The organism is Shewanella sp. SR43-8 (assembly GCF_014163775.1).
Classification (GTDB): Bacteria; Pseudomonadota; Gammaproteobacteria; order Enterobacterales; family Shewanellaceae; genus Shewanella; species Shewanella vesiculosa.
In genome coordinates, this window is sequence record NZ_JACJDX010000010.1 from 138,088 (window position 1) to 155,587 (window position 17,500).

The following is a 17,500-nucleotide window of genomic DNA, read 5'->3' on the forward strand; positions in this document are numbered from 1 at the left end:
TTAAATATGGTATCCCATAGGGGATTCGAACCCCTGTTACCGCCGTGAAAGGGCGGTGTCCTAGGCCTCTAGACGAATGGGACACAGTTGATACGTTATACTCTGTATCGAGTGAATACTCATTGATGTCTGTAGGCTAAACACCAGTGCTAGTTACCTATAATGAAGCACAAAACCCTAAGGATTCGAACCCCTGTTACCGCCGACTCTTTACAAACCAAAGTGGGCGATGTCCTAAGCTCTATTTCTAGACGAATGGGACACAGTTGATACGTTATACTCTGTATCGAGTGAATACTCATTGGTGCCTGTAGGCTAAACATCAATGCTAATATCTATTTAAAGATAGTTAAGTAAGTGGTGGAGCTACACGGGATCGAACCGTGGACCTCTTCACTGCCAGCGAAGCGCTCTCCCAGCTGAGCTATAACCCCTCTTACTTAATGCTTTTGGATATGCTACTAGAAAAAACTAACATCATGTCTCAACTGCGAGGCGCATTCTATGCAGCATACCCAAAAGTGTCAACTCGTTTTTTAGGAATTTATTCTATCTGCTACAAATTCAATCGCTTTGGATATTCTTTGTGCAGATCTTTCTTTTCCGATTAAGAACAAGGTTAAATCTAACGCAGGAGACTGCCCTGCGCCTGTCACGGCAACACGTAAAGGCATACCCACTTTACCCATACCGACATCAAGTTCAGTTGCTGTCGCTTCAATAACGTGGTGAATATTCTCTACACTCCAATCATTTAGCTCAGATAATTTTTGATTAAACAATGTTAGAGGCTCTAGTGCAACGCCACGTAAATGCTTTTTAGCTTGGGCTTCATCAAAATCTGCAAAGTCTTCATAGAAGTATCGGCTTGAAGCGGCTAACTCTTTTAGCGTTTTCGCACGTTCAGATAGTGCCGTAACAATTTCAGTTAGCGCTGGGCCATTACTAGTATCAATTTTCTGATCATCCATATGCCACTGTAAATGCGATGCGACATAAACAGGATCGAGAGACTTGATATAATGTTGGTTTAGCCAAACGAGCTTATCAGTATTAAAAGCTGAAGCCGCTTTATTAATATCATCTAATTTAAACAGCGTTTTCAACTCGTCCATTGAAAATATTTCTTGATCACCATGAGACCAACCTAAGCGAACAAGATAGTTTAATAGTGCTTCAGGTAAATACCCGTCATCACGGTACTGCATAACGCCTACAGCACCATGACGCTTAGATAGCTTGGCGCCATCGTCACCTAGAATCATCGACACATGAGCATATTCAGGAATAGGTGCGCCTAATGCTTTAAGTATGTTGATTTGGCGTGGAGTATTATTGATATGATCTTCACCGCGTACAACGCAGGTGATGCCCATATCCCAGTCATCGACTACAACACAGAAATTATAAGTAGGTACGCCATCGGTACGCTTAATAATTAAGTCATCAAGCATATCGTTAGAAATTTCGATACGTCCACGGACGTGATCATCAAATATCACACTGCCTTCGATAGGGTTTTTAAAGCGAACAACAAAGGGCTCATCAGTATCACGAGGTGCAAGGTTACGACAGCAACCGTCATATTTTTGTTGTAGACCTTGTGCAGCTTGCTCTTCACGCATGCTTTCAATACGTTCACGAGAACAATAACATTTATAGGCAGTGCCTTTATCAAGCATTTGCGCAATAATTTCATTGTAACGATCAAAACGCTTAGTCTGGTAGTAAGGACCTTCATCCCAAGTCAAACCTAACCAGTTCATACCATCAAGGATAGCGTCACAGGCTTCTTGAGTTGAACGTTCAATATCAGTGTCTTCAATACGAAGTACAAATTCACCATTGTTAGCACGAGCGTGCAACCATGAATAAAGTGCTGTTCGAGCACCACCTACATGAAGAAAACCAGTTGGACTTGGAGCAAAACGCGTCTTGGTAGTCATAATCGGACACTAACCTATTTATAAACGTCTAAAGAAGACAAACAAAAAAATGTGACGCTATTCTAACAGTCAAACCCAGCAGTTGAAATGGCGGACATCTAAACCTAGGGTTGTTTTTGAATTTTCTTTATTATTGAGTACAATCCCTTGTTCAACAAAGCATCAAAGCGAACAATTTTAGCCCGACTGGCAATATTTTAAATAAAAAGCGTTGACAGGTTTTGCTTGCCCCCTATAATACGGCCCCACACAGCGAGGTCGATTAGCTCAGCTGGGAGAGCACCTCCCTTACAAGGAGGGGGTCACTGGTTCGAGCCCAGTATCGACCACCATATTTTTATTTATGGAACATTACTGTTAATTATATCCCAGGTCGCTTAGCTCAGCTGGGAGAGCACCTCCCTTACAAGGAGGGGGTCACTGGTTCGAGCCCAGTAGCGACCACCATATAATTTTCAGAAGCTTTTGTGTAGAGTCCCAGGTCGCTTAGCTCAGCTGGGAGAGCACCTCCCTTACAAGGAGGGGGTCACTGGTTCGAGCCCAGTAGCGACCACCATATCTTTTATAGATTGATGGACTCAAAAGTAAAATATCCCAGGTCGCTTAGCTCAGCTGGGAGAGCACCTCCCTTACAAGGAGGGGGTCACTGGTTCGAGCCCAGTAGCGACCACCATATTTTACTAACAGTTATAAAAAGATTGATATCCCAGGTCGCTTAGCTCAGCTGGGAGAGCACCTCCCTTACAAGGAGGGGGTCACTGGTTCGAGCCCAGTAGCGACCACCATATCAATTTAGTTTTGCGCTATATCCCAGGTCGCTTAGCTCAGCTGGGAGAGCACCTCCCTTACAAGGAGGGGGTCACTGGTTCGAGCCCAGTAGCGACCACCATCTAGCCTCATCCTCAATATCCAACATAATCAAACACCATCTAGCTTCATCCTCAATATCAAACATCATCAAACACCATCAAAAATAATCCCAACCTAATTAAACAAAACATCATGATTTTTTGATTTCCATTATCATATCTGTTCATTTTTGCTGTTGGTCTAATCGCGAATATAGCTGTTTGTGTTGAATCCTATTGTTTATACCACAATAAAAAAACCACTCATTGTGTGAGTGGCTTTTGCAGTAGAGGTGAGTTACAAACTATCTCGGGTAAGTTTTAATCTAAACCCAAAAAACCACCGGTTTGGTGAGCCCAAAGCTGTGCATATATGCCTTTAGCGTCAATGAGTTCTTGGTGAGTTCCTTGCTCAACAATACAGCCTTTATCTAATACAATTAGCCTATCCATAGCTGCAATCGTCGACAGTCGATGCGCTATCGCTATCACTGTTTTGCCTTCCATTAATTCATACAATGATTCTTGAATCGCGGCTTCAACTTCAGAGTCGAGCGCTGATGTTGCTTCATCAAGTAATAAAATGGGTGCATTCTTTAATAATACTCTTGCAATGGCAATGCGTTGGCGTTGGCCACCAGATAGCTTGACTCCGCGCTCACCAACTTGGGCATCGAGTCCTTTGTTACCAAATGGATCAGTTAAATTATCAATAAACTCTGCTGCTTGTGCTTGAGTGATAGCAGCTACTAGTTGCTCGTCACTGGCATGTGGATCGCCGTACAAAATGTTTTCACGAATTGAGCGATGCAGCAAAGATGTGTCCTGAGTAACCATACCAATGTTTGCCCGTAATGAGTCTTGGGTAATATCTGTTATAGGTTGGTCATCAATGAGTATTTGGCCTTTTTCAACATCATGAAAACGCATTAGTAAGTTTACTAACGTCGACTTTCCTGCACCAGAGCGTCCTACTAAACCGACTTTTTCGCCCGCTTTAATATTCAGGTTTAGCTGTTCAATGACTCCTGCTTTTTCGCCATAATGAAAACTCACTTGGTTAAAATCGATTTTACCCTGATCTACAGTAATGTCTTTGGCGTAGGGTTTATCTTGAATCGCAATCGGTTTCGATAAAGTATTCATTCCATCGGTAACGGTACCAATGTTTTCAAATAGCGAACTGATTTCCCACATAATCCACTGTGACATACCATTTAAACGGAGGGCTAAACTTACAGCAATGGCAATTGCGCCAACCGTAATCGCATTGTCAGCCCATAACCAAATAGATACCGCAGCGATAGTAAACGCCAACACATAATTAATGATTTGTACTAAGACATTAATGATCGTTACCAGGCGCATTTGGCCATAAACAGTTTTTAAGAAATGTGTCATGCTGTCTTGCGCATAGTCAGCTTCTTGGGTGGTATGTGAGAACAGCTTTACGGTAGAAATATTGGTATAACTGTCAACAATACGCCCGGTCATGGTTGAACGAGCATCGGCTTGCTCAGTGGATATCGCCTTTAACTTTGGCACTAATTTCCACTGAATTAAGACGTAAGCAGCCAACCATACCAGCATGGGCAGCATCAGGCGCACATCAGCAGCGGCAATCATCACCAGCATCGAGGTGAAATAAACCAAGATATACATGAGAACGTCGAGTAATTTCATCACCGTTTCACGGACCGCAAGCGATGTTTGCATAACCTTAGTGGCTATTCGTCCGGCAAAGTCATCTTGATAAAATGAGATGCTTTGTTTAAGCAAATAGCGATGTGCTTGCCAGCGAATCGCCATAGGGTAGTTGCCCAATAGTGTTTGATGCACGATAGACGCATGCAGCCAGACAATCAGCGGAATAACCACTAACACAAGCACCGACATGATGATTAATGTTGTACCTTCATCTTGCCATAAAGTTTGCGGGTTTTTGGTCACTAACCAATCGACTAATTTGCCCATAAACCCAAAGAGCGAGACTTCCAACATCGCCAATATGGCCGTTAGCACCGACATCACAATTAAAGGTAACCCAAATCCGCGGGTATAATGGCGGCAAAATGCATACAGGGTATTGGGGGGCTGGGTCGGCTCTTCTTGTGGCAGTGCTTGGGTCAATGATTCAAAAAATTTAAACATCTAATGCTCTAACGTAATGGTGAAAATTCTGCTGACTAGGATAACGTAAATCTACCAAATGTAATCGGTTAAATTGTTACATTATACGAAACGATTGAGTTCCGTTTTCCGCTAGTCGTGGTTGTTGTGTTTAGGTAAGATAATTACTCAAATACGCAGTGCACTGAAAAAGGTTCAGTTTTTCTATTGCACTTGACTAAAGTTAACGAGGTTAACGTAATTAATGGTACAGATTAACAGCGATTGCAATATTACAGCTCAGATCTGCCAACAGGCGAGATTGAGTCGTGATGCACGCTTTGATGGTCAATTTTTTACTGGGGTACTTACCACCGGGATCTATTGCCGCTCAATCTGTCCCGCCCCAGCGGCCTATGAAAAAAATGTTCGTTACTTTGATTCTGCTATAAAAGCGGCGAATGCAGGGCTCCGGCCTTGTCTGAGATGTCGACCAGATAGTGCTCCAAGCTCCTTTGCGTGGTTAGGCACTCAAACAACATTAATGCGAGCCATCAAGTTAATTGAACAAGGCTTTTTAAGTGGCGACAACGCTGGAACTGTCGAGTCGTTGGCACAAAAGCTCGGCATTAGCAGTCGCTATCTACATAAACTCTTTAATCAAGGAATGGGGACATCGCCTAAACGCTTTGCGTTATATCAGCAGTTGATGTTTGCTAAACAGTTATTACACCAAACACAATTATCAATGACTGAAGTTGCTATGGCTGCAGGCTTTAATAGCATCAGGCGGTTTAATGAATTTTTTAAACAACAGTTATTGTTAACCCCGAGTGATTTGCGCCAAAAAAGCCGAGGTTCAACGGACGACACTCATCCTTATAACGATAACCAAGTGAGAACTTACATTAAACCAATTACATTAGCATTATCTTACCGACCGCCTCTGAGTTGGAGTAAAATGTTAGCTTTTTATGCATTTCGTCAAGTCGACAATATGGAAGTTATTGACGATGAATTAGGTCGTTATGGTCGAACATTTTCATTTGATGGGGTTGACGGTTTTTTTTATGTTTCGCCTAATATCGATAAACCCCAGCTGGATGTGAGTATTTACTTACTAGATGCTAACGATATTAAATCATTACATCATATTGTATTGCAGTTACGGCGTATGTTCGATTTAGATGCTGACATGGTCGTTATTCGCCAAGCATTGTTACCCATTATTACATTAGGAGCTCAAATTGACTCTGGCTTGCGTATTCCAGCCACGGGCAGTGTGTTTGAAGCTGCTTGTAGAGCTGTGTTAGGGCAACAAGTGAGTGTATTGCAAGCGACTAAGTTATTAAATTTACTGGTTAAGCATTATGGTACAACACTTCTCATTGATGGTAAGACTTGGCGATTATTTCCGACGCCAGAAACTATTGCTGCAGCATCATTGGATGAACTAAATATGCCTGGTGCTCGAAAATTAGCATTGAATGCTTTGGGGAAATTTGTACATCAACATGCAGACTCAACACCTGACGACTGGCTTGAAGTAAAAGGTATTGGTCCGTGGACTGTCGCGTACGCTAAGATGCGCGGCTTAAGTGATCCAGATATGTTTTTGAGTTCTGATTTAGTTATCAAAAAGCGCTTGTATGCGTTACATGAACAGGCGGGTCAATCCATTGAAACACCAAAATCATATTTAAGTATTGCTGCTGATATGACAAAACAAGCATCACCTTGGGGCAGTTACTTAACCTTTCAGCTTTGGGATCACGATCCTGTCGCTGCCAAAAACGGATAATTTTATGACCCATTTTACGTCGCCTAAGTGCCATGCCTTAGTTACAAGTCCTGTTGGCTTACTGTCGCTTAAAGCATCTGAGCATGGATTAACCCATTTACAGGTTGAGGATCTGGCTCAAAGGAGTTTAACGGTAAACGTTCATGCTCAAGTTGCTTTACCGCAAAGCGATATCGAGCCTGATCGCGCTATATTACTAGAGGCGCAGCGCCACATTGATGAAACTGTGATTCAGTTAGCTGAATATTTCGCTAAGACAAGGCAACAATTTGATGTGACCTTAGCGCCGAAAGGGACTGTGTTTCAACAAGAGGTTTGGCAAGCATTGAGTCAGTTGCCATTTGGAATGCGTTGCAGTTACAGTGATATCGCTAATACCATAGGTAGGCCTAAAGCGGTCAGAGCGGTAGGTGCAGCAAATGGCGCCAATCCGATAGCGATAATTGTCCCTTGCCATCGCGTGATAGGCAAGGGCGGCAAGCTAACTGGTTATGCTTATGGGCTTGAGATGAAACAGTGGTTACTCGACTTAGAAGGGATTGAACAAATTCGTTAATTTATCTGACTGCTGGGGTAAAGTACGTTAAAATGCGCGATTGATATTCATTTTTTGAGCGCATTTGATACATGACCCAAGCTTCTCTCGCGACGACTTTTGCTGAATTTGGCCTGCATACTCCATTGTTGGCAAGATTGGCTGAGCTTAATCACCTTCAGCCGACCCCTATTCAAGCTGAAACTATTCCAAGCACGCTAACTGGTAAAGATTTACTAGCAGGTGCCAATACCGGCTCGGGTAAAACAGCTGCTTTTGCGCTACCAATATTGCATCAATTAGTCAGTCGTCAAGCTGTATCATCTAAAGGAAATTTTGTTAGTGCGTTAGTTTTAGTGCCTACAAGAGAGTTAGCCAAGCAAGTTGCCGACAGCTTTAAATCCTATGCGGTTCACTTAAATGGTGACATTAAAGTGGTTGCGGCCTTCGGTGGTGTGTCTGTTAACACTCAGATGTTAGCATTGCGCGGTGGTGCTGATGTTGTGGTCGCAACACCAGGTCGTCTGCTCGATTTAGTTTCGTCTAACGCATTAAAGCTATCTCAAGTGTCAACCTTAGTGCTTGACGAAGCTGACCGTATGTTAAGCCTAGGTTTTACTGAAGAGCTTACTCAGGTGCTTGACTTACTTCCTAAGAAAAAACAGACGCTATTGTTTTCTGCCACTTTCCCTGATGAAGTTCGCCAACTAACGCAAGCGCTGCTAGTCAATCCGCTTGAGATACAATTACAAAGTGCTGAAGCAAGCACCTTAGTTCAGCGTGTCATGACGGTTAATCGTGAAAAAAAGACTGCCTTACTGGCTCATCTGCTTCAACAACATCAATGGCGTCAAGTGCTCATTTTTGTCGGCGCTAAAAATAGTTGTAATCATTTAGCTCAAAAATTAGCTAAACGTGGTATCACTGCTGAAGTCTTTCACGGAGATAAAGCGCAAGGTGCGCGAAGTCGGGTATTGGAAGGTTTTAAAGCCGGCGAGATTCAAGTGCTCATTGCAACAGACATTGCTGCCCGTGGTCTTGATATTGAAAAATTACCAGTGGTAATTAATTTTGACTTACCGCGCAGTCCAGCAGATTATATGCATCGAATTGGTCGAAGTGGACGTGCAGGAGAGGTCGGTTTAGCGTTGACCTTGCTGTCCCATGATGAGTATCATCACTTCAGTGTTATCGAGAAGAAGAATCAGATCCGCCTTGAGCGTGAACAAGTTGTTGGATTTGAGGCTGATGATGTAGTGCCCGAAAACGTGCTGGAACAACCTAAGCCAATGGCTAAGCCTGAAGGCAGTGGTAAAAAGAAACGTAAAAAGTTGTCCTCAGTTAATGTTGATATTTGGGCTAAAAAACCAGATTAGTAGTAGGTAATATGAAACATATTTTTTGGTTAGTTGATGGACAAGTTGCAGGTCGTAGTGGTCCAAACAAAGATGCATGGAACTTAGCTGAGTTACAGCAAGCGGGTTTCGGTGCAATTGCATCATTAAACAATGGTGAAGGTTGCGACACTAAGGCCATGGCAGAGTTAGGTATTCGTCATAAAGTATTTAATTTACCTGACAATATTCCACCTGAGCCTGAGGATTTAGCCATTTGTGCTGAAATACTACCTCAGGTACTCGCATTTATTCGTGAGTGTGAAGCTGATAATTTACCTGTGTTACTTCATTGTCGTTCAGGCATTAATCGTACTGAAGTGGTAATGGCTTATTACATGATGGAAAATGGTGCTGCGCCCTTACATGCCGTTAGTCAAGTGCGTAATGCCAGTGGTTTAGCGTTTGATGCTGATGGTTGGGATCAGTTTGTGTATGACGTGCTCTACGAGCTCCAATCTGCTTCAAACTAATTGAGTTAAATTTAAATATTGCATCAGGGAGACAATAGATGAGATCAATCATTGATTTCATCTATGTCTCCCTTCGTTGTTTTAAAGGGCCTAGATCAGCGTAAATATTTATGCTCATGAGTCATTTGATATATATTTTAGGCAGTTATGTCAGGTAATGCCTATAATGTGAATTGTCACACAGCATTTAGCTATTTGAAGTTTACGTTATTTTTTGAGCTGCCTTTTCCGTTCTATATAGACTAATCGTGGTGACAAGAGTATTGATAGCAATAGTCATCAGCGGCAAGCGGTTAACGTAACTTGATAAGTCGGTAATATTTATCAAGGATTAATGACAAAAAATGATTTATTGAAGCGTGATCGCAATCGGCATTATATCAGTGCTGACTATTATCAGGTGAATTGCTAATTTTGTGATTTGTAATGCTATTTGTAGATAAATACCGATAAAAGCTAGTCTACATATTGCCAATAAATGCTATAGTGAAGTTGATTTCAGTCTTCAGATGAAGGGGTAATAATGAGTCCTAAAATAAGCAAAGCGAATCAATCACAGGGGCTATTGCTTTTTAAGTTGAATCAAACACAATTATTTGCCTTGGGTACTCTAAAAATTCGTGAACTCGTACCGTATACTCCTTTAACTAAAATCCCGCATTCTCACCCTGCTATTCTTGGCGCGGCGACTATTCGTGGTATGACTATACCGGTTATTGATATGGCGGCTTCTATTGGCTATAAACCTGTGAGTGAATCTGAGCGAAAAGATTGCTACATCATCATTACCGATTGTCAGCGAATGGTCATTGGTTTTCTGGTGCGTGGCATTGATAAGATCATTGAGTGTAATTGGCGTAATATTGAGGCGCCTTCTGGCAACTTAGGCAAAAATGCCTTTTTAACTGGTGTCACTCGTTTTAATGATCAATTAGTGCAATTACTTGATGTCGAATTGTTATTATCGAAAATATTCCCTGATGATCCCATTAGTAATCGAGCAATATTAACCGATGTTCAACGTGAAAAATTATCACCATTGCGTATTTTGTTGGTGGACGATTCCAAAGTTGCCCGTAAACAATTATCCGATGCTCTGGACTCCATTAATATAGCGTATCAAGTCACCGCAGATGGCCGTGATGCATTGCAAATGATGCAGCTAGCCGCCGCAGAAAGAAAACCTATCGACTTATTGGTAAGTGATATTGAAATGCCAGGTCTAGATGGTTACGAATTAGCCTTCGAAGTTAAAAATAATCCGGCAATTGAGCATGCATATATTATTCTTCATACCTCATTATCGAGTGAAATAAGTGTCAGCCAAGCCAAGCAAGTTGGCGCAAATGAGGCATTAACGAAATTTGATGCTAAAGAGCTGATTGAAGCAATGCTTAGAGGCGCACAGGCATTACAACCAAGTTAATGGTGATATTTTTTGATATTTATTCATTTTTAACATGGTTAACAATTTTGTAGCAAGTTGTCGGTAAGCTTCAATTTAATGCTTTCTTTATGAGCGAAGCTTAAATTTTTTTACTCATTTTGTATCAATACTAGACTTATCACACACCATCCTGATATATAGCTATGAGGCTTTTACAGTGTTCAGTATATTCGCTGTTCACAAGGTAATGCTTAACTTTAATGAGGGAGTGCTATCCCTGAAAACGGAATGATTGAAGTGTGTTAATTGAGCGTGTTGAATTGATCGTACATCAATGAGTAAAACAGCAGGGTGTTTTCAGTAATAGCATTGATATTATCAATGATGTTGTCAGTATTAAAACGTATGTTTTATATCACCACATGCAGTGGGTGATAACTGTTCAGATATGATTAACATTTTGATGTTTCCCTTTCTAAAGATAAGTAAAACCTTGATCATAAAAAGCTATAAATATAATAATCATAGGTTAAGTAATGAATCAAAAAACATCACTATTCGCTCGTATCGCTCACGGTAGCCTTGTGCTTCAAATTATCAGCGGGATCATTTTGGGTGTGGTCCTGGCAAGTATTTCCACAACTGGTGCCAACAATGTGGCTTTTTTAGGCTCACTCTTTGTGGGAGCTTTAAAGGCGATTGCGCCAATACTGGTTTTTGTTTTGGTGGCATCATCTATTGCTAATCAAAAGAAAAATAGCCAAACCAATATGCGTCCAATTATTGGACTATATCTTCTGGGAACCTTTGCAGCAGCATTAACCGCAGTGTTATTTAGTTTTGCGTTTCCAACCACTTTACTATTAACCGCCGGAATTGAAGGCTCAAATCCTCCTCAAGGCATTAGTGAAGTTATCAATACCTTATTATTTAAAATTGTCGATAATCCAGTTAATGCATTATTAACCGGTAATTATATTGGCATTTTGGTGTGGGGGGCAGGCTTAGGGATAACCATGCATCATGCCAGTGACAGTACTAAGAGAATGCTTTCTGATGTCAGTGATGCAGTGTCGAATATTGTCCGCTTTGTTATCCGTTTAGCACCTATCGGTATTTTTGGCTTAGTGGCTGCTACCTTTGCCGAAACAGGTTTTGAAGCCATAGCAGGCTATGGTCAATTACTGATGGTGTTAGTGGGATCGATGCTATTTATTGCTTTGGTGGTTAACCCTATTATTGTGTATGTCAAAATTAAACGTAATCCTTATCCATTAGTGTTTAAGTGTTTACGTGAAAGCGGGGTTACGGCATTTTTTACTCGTTCTAGTGCAGCCAATATCCCGGTAAACATGGCTTTATGTGAAGAACTTAAATTGCATAAAGACACCTATTCAGTGTCTATTCCTCTTGGTGCAACCATCAATATGGGCGGTGCAGCAATTACTATTACGGTATTAACTTTAGCTGCTGCAAATACATTGGGAATTCAAGTCGATTTTATGACGGCACTGTTATTGAGTGTTATTGCTTCTGTTTCAGCTTGTGGTGCATCAGGTGTTGCCGGTGGGTCGCTATTGTTGATTCCATTAGCATGTAGCTTATTTGGTATTTCTAATGATGTTGCGATGCAAGTGGTGGCTGTTGGCTTTATCATTGGAGTGATCCAAGACTCTGCTGAAACAGCATTGAATAGCTCTACGGATGTGATATTTACCGCTGCAGCATGTGAAGCCGCTGAAGCGAAAGAAGCTGCTCAAGCTAGTTAATGTTATGACACTGATTAAAAAATGCTGACGTCACCGCGTCAGCATTTTTTTTCGTCTAATCTGGCTTCACTTATATTATTAAAATGGATGTTGACTAAAAAAAGTCATTTCAGCTTGGCTGTAAGGGTGAGTAATTGTCAGTGACTGTGCATGCAAGTTTAAACGTTTACTGGCATTGATCGTTGCTGCATCACCATAAAATTCATCGCCTAAAATAGCATGACCAAGGGATAACATATGCACCCTAAGTTGATGAGTGCGACCCGTATGCGGCTTAAGTTCCATCAAGGTTGAGTGTGGTCTATGTTCAAGTACTTGGAAGTAGGTTAACGCAGCTTTGCCTGTGCTGGTGAGCATTTGAAATGGCGGCGAATCAGGATTTGGGCCGATAGCAAAGTTTACTTTCCCCTGCTGTTCATCGACGTGGCCAGTGACTTCTGCAATATACACTTTTTTGGCTTGGCGATTTTGAAATTGAATTTTTAAATGTGATTCGGCTTTTTTGGTTCGCGCAAAAATCATAATACCCGAGGTGTCGCAATCTAAACGATGGATCAAAATGGCTTCAGGATGGCATAGTTGCAAGCGGGTTATTGCGGTATCAAATGTGTCTGGCGAGCGTCCTGGGTTTGATAATAACCCAGAAGGTTTATTAATCACGATAATATCACGGTCTTTATAGCGAATGTCCAACCAAGGAATAGATGGCGGCTTATATGTAAAGATGTGCATGATAAGGTGTTCTCTTTGATTGAGTCTGATTCAGGTAAGATGTGTGGCACTGATGCTTATGAGTACTCAGCCATGCGCACTTATGGTGCGAATAATAACAAAATTTTGCTAATAACAAAAAATCAATTATCCAATTGATATAGAGATGTTTGGCTAAAGGTTGTTTACCAAGTCGCTAACCACAAGCGCAACGACATGCCCCAACTGCTGGTTACGCCTGAGGTGACAAAGCGAATATTGTTATTCGTATCGATGATATAAATCGCGGGTAGAGCCATTGCGCCCCATTGTTGGCTTAATGATATTGCCTGAGGTTGGTTTTGTTGATTGATCACCTCAAAACGATAATCATGCTGCTGCATAAAGGTTGTTATTTCAGCATCGGTACCTGATGCAACTGCAATAGAAACCACTTGATAATCTTGATCTGAACTGACCGAGTTAACCATAGGCGAGGTGACTTGGCATATCGGGCACCAAGTACCCCAAAAATATACCAACGTAGGTTTATTGCTGATACTCAAAGAGTTGGATTGCTGTTCCATCTCAACAGATGTTGAGGTAAACAGTGATATGGGTTTATTGGTTATCGAGTGTGCTTCAATTGGGACAGCAGCACCTTTGCGCATATCTCGTTGCAAATAACTGGCAATAAAAAATAATGCTATTCCAATGAGTGTGATATCACGAAGGCTTGTAAGCCAAAATCGCTTGGATTTGAGGGTAGATTTTAGGTTGATTACCCATGATGGCATTCTTAATTCACTCCTGTTATTACTCTCTATAATGGTAAATATTCAGCAGGCGTTTTACGACTATACAATCTGCTATAGGCCATCAATTGCGGATAAAAGGTTCTAAATGCAATTTCGATGTCAACATAAATTTTATCAATATCTTTAATGGCATGGTCAAACAATTCAGGTTTTGATAATCGCTTACTTACCCCCTTAATCGCCTGGTTTAACCCTAGTCTTGTTTGATAACTACTTAACCAATCCTGCTCAATAATTTGTGGCGCTATTGCTTGTAATGTCGAAGGGAGTTCAAGTGTCGTATTGAGCTGATGGTAGGCTTTTTGACAAAACTCATCTAGTGGCTGGTGATGGTACTCTTCCCAATAAAAGGCTAAATAATGATCAAATACAAGGTCAATCAATATGGGGGCTACCCGACGTGAGGTTTTAGGGAATAACTTGAGCAAATCGATAATAATTTCATGACTGTCAGTAATTTGGTCTATTTGACGGTGTAGCCATATTCCTTGCTGCAGATGCTTCGGATGTTGGCTAATGTTACCTTTGGCGAAATCTCCCGACAAATTAGCTACTAGGTGAGTATTGCTGATGTCGGCTAAATGTAAGTGAGCTAGAAAGTTCATAAATGGTACTTCTAATTTTATTATTTTACAGTATGATACAAGCCGTTTGTAACGAACTGTTACAATTAGGCTAGAGTGTGAACTTAATCATAACGATTTATATAAAAATGTCATTGAGTATTGGACATCATTATTGTTGTGACATGCTCAAATATAACAGCCGTTAAAGGGTATATGATTAATCTTAAGGGTCAAGGATGATGAAGAGTTTGATAAAAAAGTTATTAGGTCGGTCTACAGTACCTAAGAGAAATAAAGTACACATAGATATGCGCTACGAAGAGCATTCATATAAGTCGAATCAACCATTTAATGACGCTAAGCCTAATTCGATTGATATAGATGATATTGCTACAGAGGTTATTAAACAAAAACCGACAAAAAAGTAATCAGTAAACTTGATCTTAACCGGCGCTCGCCATAGACTAGCGGCCGTTTTTACTGTTGAGATTATACCATGCGCGTTGCAGATTTTTCGTTCGAACTCCCAGATGAGCTGATTGCTCGCTATCCGACAGCACAACGCAATGCTTCGCGTTTACTCACGCTAAGTGGCGAAAACGGTCAGCTTGCCGACAAACAATTCACCGATTTACTCAATTTGATCAATACTGGTGATTTGATGGTGTTTAATAACACTCGAGTTATTCCAGCGCGATTATTCGGGCAAAAATCTACGGGTGGGAAGCTTGAAATTCTCGTAGAACGTATGCTTGACGACAAACGTATTTTGGCCCATGTTCGCAGTTCTAAATCCCCTAAAGTTGATACTCTTATCGACTTAGATGGCGGATATCAAATGAAAATGTTGGCCCGTCATGATGCCTTGTTCGAACTTGAACTACTGTCTGATAAAAGTGTTTTAGCAGTGCTTGAAGATGTCGGTCATATGCCTCTGCCTCCTTATATCGACCGTCCAGATGAAGACGCTGACAAAGAGCGTTATCAAACGGTATATAACCAAACGCCAGGTGCTGTGGCTGCGCCAACGGCAGGTTTGCACTTTGACGATGCCATGTTGGCTGAATTAAAAGCTAAAGGTGTCAATATTGCTTTTGTGACCTTGCATGTAGGTGCAGGTACGTTTCAACCGGTTCGAGTTGATAATATTCTTGAGCACAAAATGCATTCAGAGTGGGCTAATGTTGGCCAAGATGTCGTTGATCTCATCGCGCAAACCAAAGCCAATGGTCATCGTGTGATTGCCGTCGGAACAACGTCTGTTCGTTCGCTTGAAAGTGCAGCCAGAGCCAGTGGCGATGGCCCATTACAAGCCTTCTGTGGTGATACAGATATTTTTATTTATCCCGGTTTTCAATTTAAAATCGTTGATGCCATGGTGACCAATTTTCATTTGCCTGAGTCGACATTGATCATGCTATTAAGCGCTTTTGCTGGTTTTGATGAAGTGATGAACGCTTATCAACATGCTATTACGCAGAAATATCGCTTTTTTAGCTATGGTGATGCGATGTTTGTGACGAAAAAAGCCCCCTAAGCAACGAATTTGATTTAAAATACTCGCCCACAATAGTGGGCGTTTTTTTGATTTAATGTCTCAGTAACCTTGAAGCATTAAGATTTGCCCTCATTACTATAGAAACTAAACGAGTCAGACTGTTTATCTGGCAAGGTGATTTATGAAATTTGAATTAGATACAACAGATGGTCGTGCACGTCGCGGACGTCTTATTTTTGATCGTGGCACCGTAGAAACGCCAGCATTTATGCCTGTGGGAACATACGGAACCGTAAAAGGGATGACGCCGGAAGAAGTGCGCGCGACGGGTGCCGATATTTTATTGGGTAACACCTTCCATTTATGGCTTCGTCCAGGTGAAGAAATCATGCGTAAGCATGGTGACTTGCACGATTTTATGAATTGGCAGCGTCCAATTCTAACGGACTCAGGCGGATTCCAAGTGTTCAGCTTAGGTGACATCCGTAAAATAACCGAAGAAGGTGTGCATTTTCGTTCACCGATTAACGGTGAAAAGATTTTCTTAGACCCAGAAAAATCAATGCAAATTCAGGATTCTTTGGGTTCTGACGTGGTGATGATTTTTGATGAATGTACTCCATATCCAGCAACTCATGACGAAGCGCGTAAATCGATGCAAATGTCATTGCGTTGGGCAAAACGCTCGCGAGATGAGTTTGACCGCTTAGAAAATCCAAACTCTTTGTTTGGTATTATTCAAGGTGGAGTATTTGAAGATTTACGTGACGAGAGTATAAAGGGTCTTTTAGATATTGGTTTTGATGGCTATGCCGTTGGTGGTTTAGCCGTGGGTGAGCCTAAAGCTGACATGCACCGCATTTTAGAGCATGTTTGTCCGCAGATCCCTGCTGACAAACCTCGCTACTTGATGGGCGTAGGTAAACCTGAAGACTTAGTTGAGGGCGTGCGTCGCGGTGTGGATATGTTCGACTGTGTTATGCCAACGCGTAATGCCCGTAATGGTCATTTATTTACTAGTGAAGGTGTGATTAAAATCCGCAATGCGCGTCATCGCGATGATACATCAACATTAGATCCTAAGTGTGATTGTTACACCTGTAAAAACTATTCACGTGCATATTTATACCATTTAGATCGTTGTAATGAAATTTTAGGTGCGCGTTTAAACACCATCCATAATTTACGATATTATCAAATGTTGATGGAAGGTTTGCGTGGCGCAATTGAGACAGGTACATTAGACACCTTTGTTAAGGAGTTCTACACCAGTTTCGGTCGTGAAGTACCTGAATTAACCGTTTAATTTTAGCTAATAAGAAGAGAGAACTATGTTTATTTCAAATGCATATGCAAACCCAATCAGTGGCGCTGCCGGTGGCGAAACCATGCAGTTAATTTTCATGCTAGTCATGTTTGGATTAATTTTTTACTTCATGATTTTCCGTCCGCAGTCAAAGCGTGTTAAAGAACACAAAAACTTAATGGCCTCTATTTCAAAAGGTGATGAAGTATTAACCAGTGGTGGCATTCTAGGCAAAGTAACCAAAATCGGTGAAGAAAGTGATTATGTGTTATTAGCTATTAACGATAACAACCAAATCACGATCAAAAAGGATTATATTGCAGCGGTATTGCCTAAAGGTTCTATCCAGTCGTTATAAAG

At 41.3% G+C, this 17,500-nt stretch carries 14 protein-coding genes and 8 tRNA genes; 15 read left to right on the forward strand and 7 right to left on the reverse strand.

The window, feature by feature from the left end; all coding sequences use genetic code 11:
- Positions 1-7 precede the first annotated feature (7 nt).
- The 3 genes from H5114_RS14325 to gltX form a co-directional block, all read right to left on the reverse strand.
- Positions 8-83 (reverse strand) — tRNA-Glu (locus H5114_RS14325).
- A 275-nt stretch (positions 84-358) separates the two neighbouring features.
- A tRNA-Ala gene (locus tag H5114_RS14330) sits at positions 359-434 on the reverse strand.
- 102 nt (positions 435-536) lie between these two features.
- The gene (gltX, locus tag H5114_RS14335) at positions 537-1,946 is read right to left on the reverse strand and encodes a glutamate--tRNA ligase (protein ID WP_124016283.1); all 1,410 of its coding nucleotides are present in this window, start codon (positions 1,944-1,946) and stop codon (positions 537-539) included.
- A gap of 256 nt (positions 1,947-2,202) precedes the next feature.
- Here gltX and H5114_RS14340 point away from each other — a divergent pair.
- The 6 genes from H5114_RS14340 to H5114_RS14365 all read left to right on the forward strand — a co-directional run bounded on the left by H5114_RS14340 (position 2,203) and on the right by H5114_RS14365 (position 2,835).
- A tRNA-Val gene (locus H5114_RS14340) sits at positions 2,203-2,278 on the forward strand.
- Between the two features lie 39 nt (positions 2,279-2,317).
- Positions 2,318-2,393: transfer RNA gene (locus H5114_RS14345), tRNA-Val, on the forward strand.
- A gap of 33 nt (positions 2,394-2,426) precedes the next feature.
- Positions 2,427-2,502: transfer RNA gene (locus H5114_RS14350), tRNA-Val, on the forward strand.
- A gap of 41 nt (positions 2,503-2,543) precedes the next feature.
- Positions 2,544-2,619, forward strand: a tRNA-Val gene (locus tag H5114_RS14355).
- A 36-nt stretch (positions 2,620-2,655) separates the two neighbouring features.
- Positions 2,656-2,731: transfer RNA gene (locus H5114_RS14360), tRNA-Val, on the forward strand.
- A 28-nt stretch (positions 2,732-2,759) separates the two neighbouring features.
- A tRNA-Val gene (locus H5114_RS14365) sits at positions 2,760-2,835 on the forward strand.
- A 280-nt stretch (positions 2,836-3,115) separates the two neighbouring features.
- On the opposite strand, the gene H5114_RS14370 is transcribed toward H5114_RS14365, so the two are convergent.
- Positions 3,116-4,945, reverse strand: a complete 1,830-nt coding sequence (locus H5114_RS14370) for an ABC transporter ATP-binding protein (RefSeq protein WP_182723280.1) — start codon at positions 4,943-4,945, stop codon at positions 3,116-3,118.
- 223 nt (positions 4,946-5,168) lie between these two features.
- Between H5114_RS14370 and H5114_RS14375 the strand changes: the two genes are divergently transcribed.
- The 6 genes from H5114_RS14375 (at position 5,169) to sstT (ending at position 12,262) form a co-directional block, all read left to right on the forward strand.
- A complete protein-coding gene (locus tag H5114_RS14375; protein WP_182723281.1) occupies positions 5,169-6,704 on the forward strand; it encodes a DNA-3-methyladenine glycosylase 2 family protein in 1,536 nt (511 codons plus the stop codon).
- Between the two features lie 4 nt (positions 6,705-6,708).
- The gene (locus tag H5114_RS14380) at positions 6,709-7,260 is read left to right on the forward strand and encodes a methylated-DNA--[protein]-cysteine S-methyltransferase (RefSeq protein ID WP_124016286.1); all 552 of its coding nucleotides are present in this window, start codon (positions 6,709-6,711) and stop codon (positions 7,258-7,260) included.
- Between the two features lie 71 nt (positions 7,261-7,331).
- The gene (locus tag H5114_RS14385) at positions 7,332-8,615 is read left to right on the forward strand and encodes a DEAD/DEAH box helicase (RefSeq protein WP_124016287.1); all 1,284 of its coding nucleotides are present in this window, start codon (positions 7,332-7,334) and stop codon (positions 8,613-8,615) included.
- Between the two features lie 11 nt (positions 8,616-8,626).
- Positions 8,627-9,106, forward strand: a complete 480-nt coding sequence (locus H5114_RS14390) for a dual specificity protein phosphatase family protein (protein WP_124016288.1) — start codon at positions 8,627-8,629, stop codon at positions 9,104-9,106.
- Positions 9,107-9,629: 523 nt separating this feature from the next.
- Positions 9,630-10,532: a chemotaxis protein CheV gene (locus tag H5114_RS14395; RefSeq protein ID WP_124016289.1), complete on the forward strand. Its 903-nt coding sequence runs from the start codon at positions 9,630-9,632 to the stop codon at positions 10,530-10,532.
- A gap of 497 nt (positions 10,533-11,029) precedes the next feature.
- On the forward strand, positions 11,030-12,262 hold the full coding sequence (gene sstT, locus H5114_RS14400) for a serine/threonine transporter SstT (protein WP_182698087.1): 1,233 nt from the start codon (positions 11,030-11,032) through the stop codon (positions 12,260-12,262).
- Positions 12,263-12,340: 78 nt separating this feature from the next.
- Here the strand turns inward: sstT and H5114_RS14405 are convergent, their stop codons facing one another.
- From H5114_RS14405 to H5114_RS14415, 3 genes are all read right to left on the reverse strand, one after another.
- Positions 12,341-12,994 (reverse strand): RluA family pseudouridine synthase, encoded by a 654-nt coding sequence (locus tag H5114_RS14405; protein WP_182698086.1) that lies wholly within the window; start codon positions 12,992-12,994, stop codon positions 12,341-12,343.
- Between the two features lie 164 nt (positions 12,995-13,158).
- Positions 13,159-13,749, reverse strand: coding sequence for a protein disulfide oxidoreductase (locus tag H5114_RS14410; RefSeq protein ID WP_182723282.1), 591 nt, complete (start codon positions 13,747-13,749; stop codon positions 13,159-13,161).
- 26 nt (positions 13,750-13,775) lie between these two features.
- Positions 13,776-14,375 (reverse strand): ACP phosphodiesterase, encoded by a 600-nt coding sequence (locus H5114_RS14415; protein WP_182698084.1) that lies wholly within the window; start codon positions 14,373-14,375, stop codon positions 13,776-13,778.
- A 457-nt stretch (positions 14,376-14,832) separates the two neighbouring features.
- Between H5114_RS14415 and queA the strand changes: the two genes are divergently transcribed.
- The 3 genes from queA to yajC all read left to right on the forward strand — a co-directional run bounded on the left by queA (position 14,833) and on the right by yajC (position 17,498).
- Positions 14,833-15,873 carry a tRNA preQ1(34) S-adenosylmethionine ribosyltransferase-isomerase QueA gene (gene queA / locus H5114_RS14420; RefSeq protein ID WP_182723283.1) on the forward strand — a complete coding sequence of 347 codons (1,041 nt, stop codon included), beginning with the start codon at positions 14,833-14,835 and terminating at the stop codon, positions 15,871-15,873.
- A gap of 142 nt (positions 15,874-16,015) precedes the next feature.
- Complete coding sequence (gene tgt / locus H5114_RS14425; RefSeq protein WP_124016295.1) at positions 16,016-17,140, forward strand: tRNA guanosine(34) transglycosylase Tgt; 1,125 nt, start codon at positions 16,016-16,018, stop codon at positions 17,138-17,140.
- Positions 17,141-17,165: 25 nt separating this feature from the next.
- On the forward strand, positions 17,166-17,498 hold the full coding sequence (gene yajC, locus H5114_RS14430) for a preprotein translocase subunit YajC (protein ID WP_124016296.1): 333 nt from the start codon (positions 17,166-17,168) through the stop codon (positions 17,496-17,498).
- Positions 17,499-17,500: the final 2 nt, after the last annotated feature.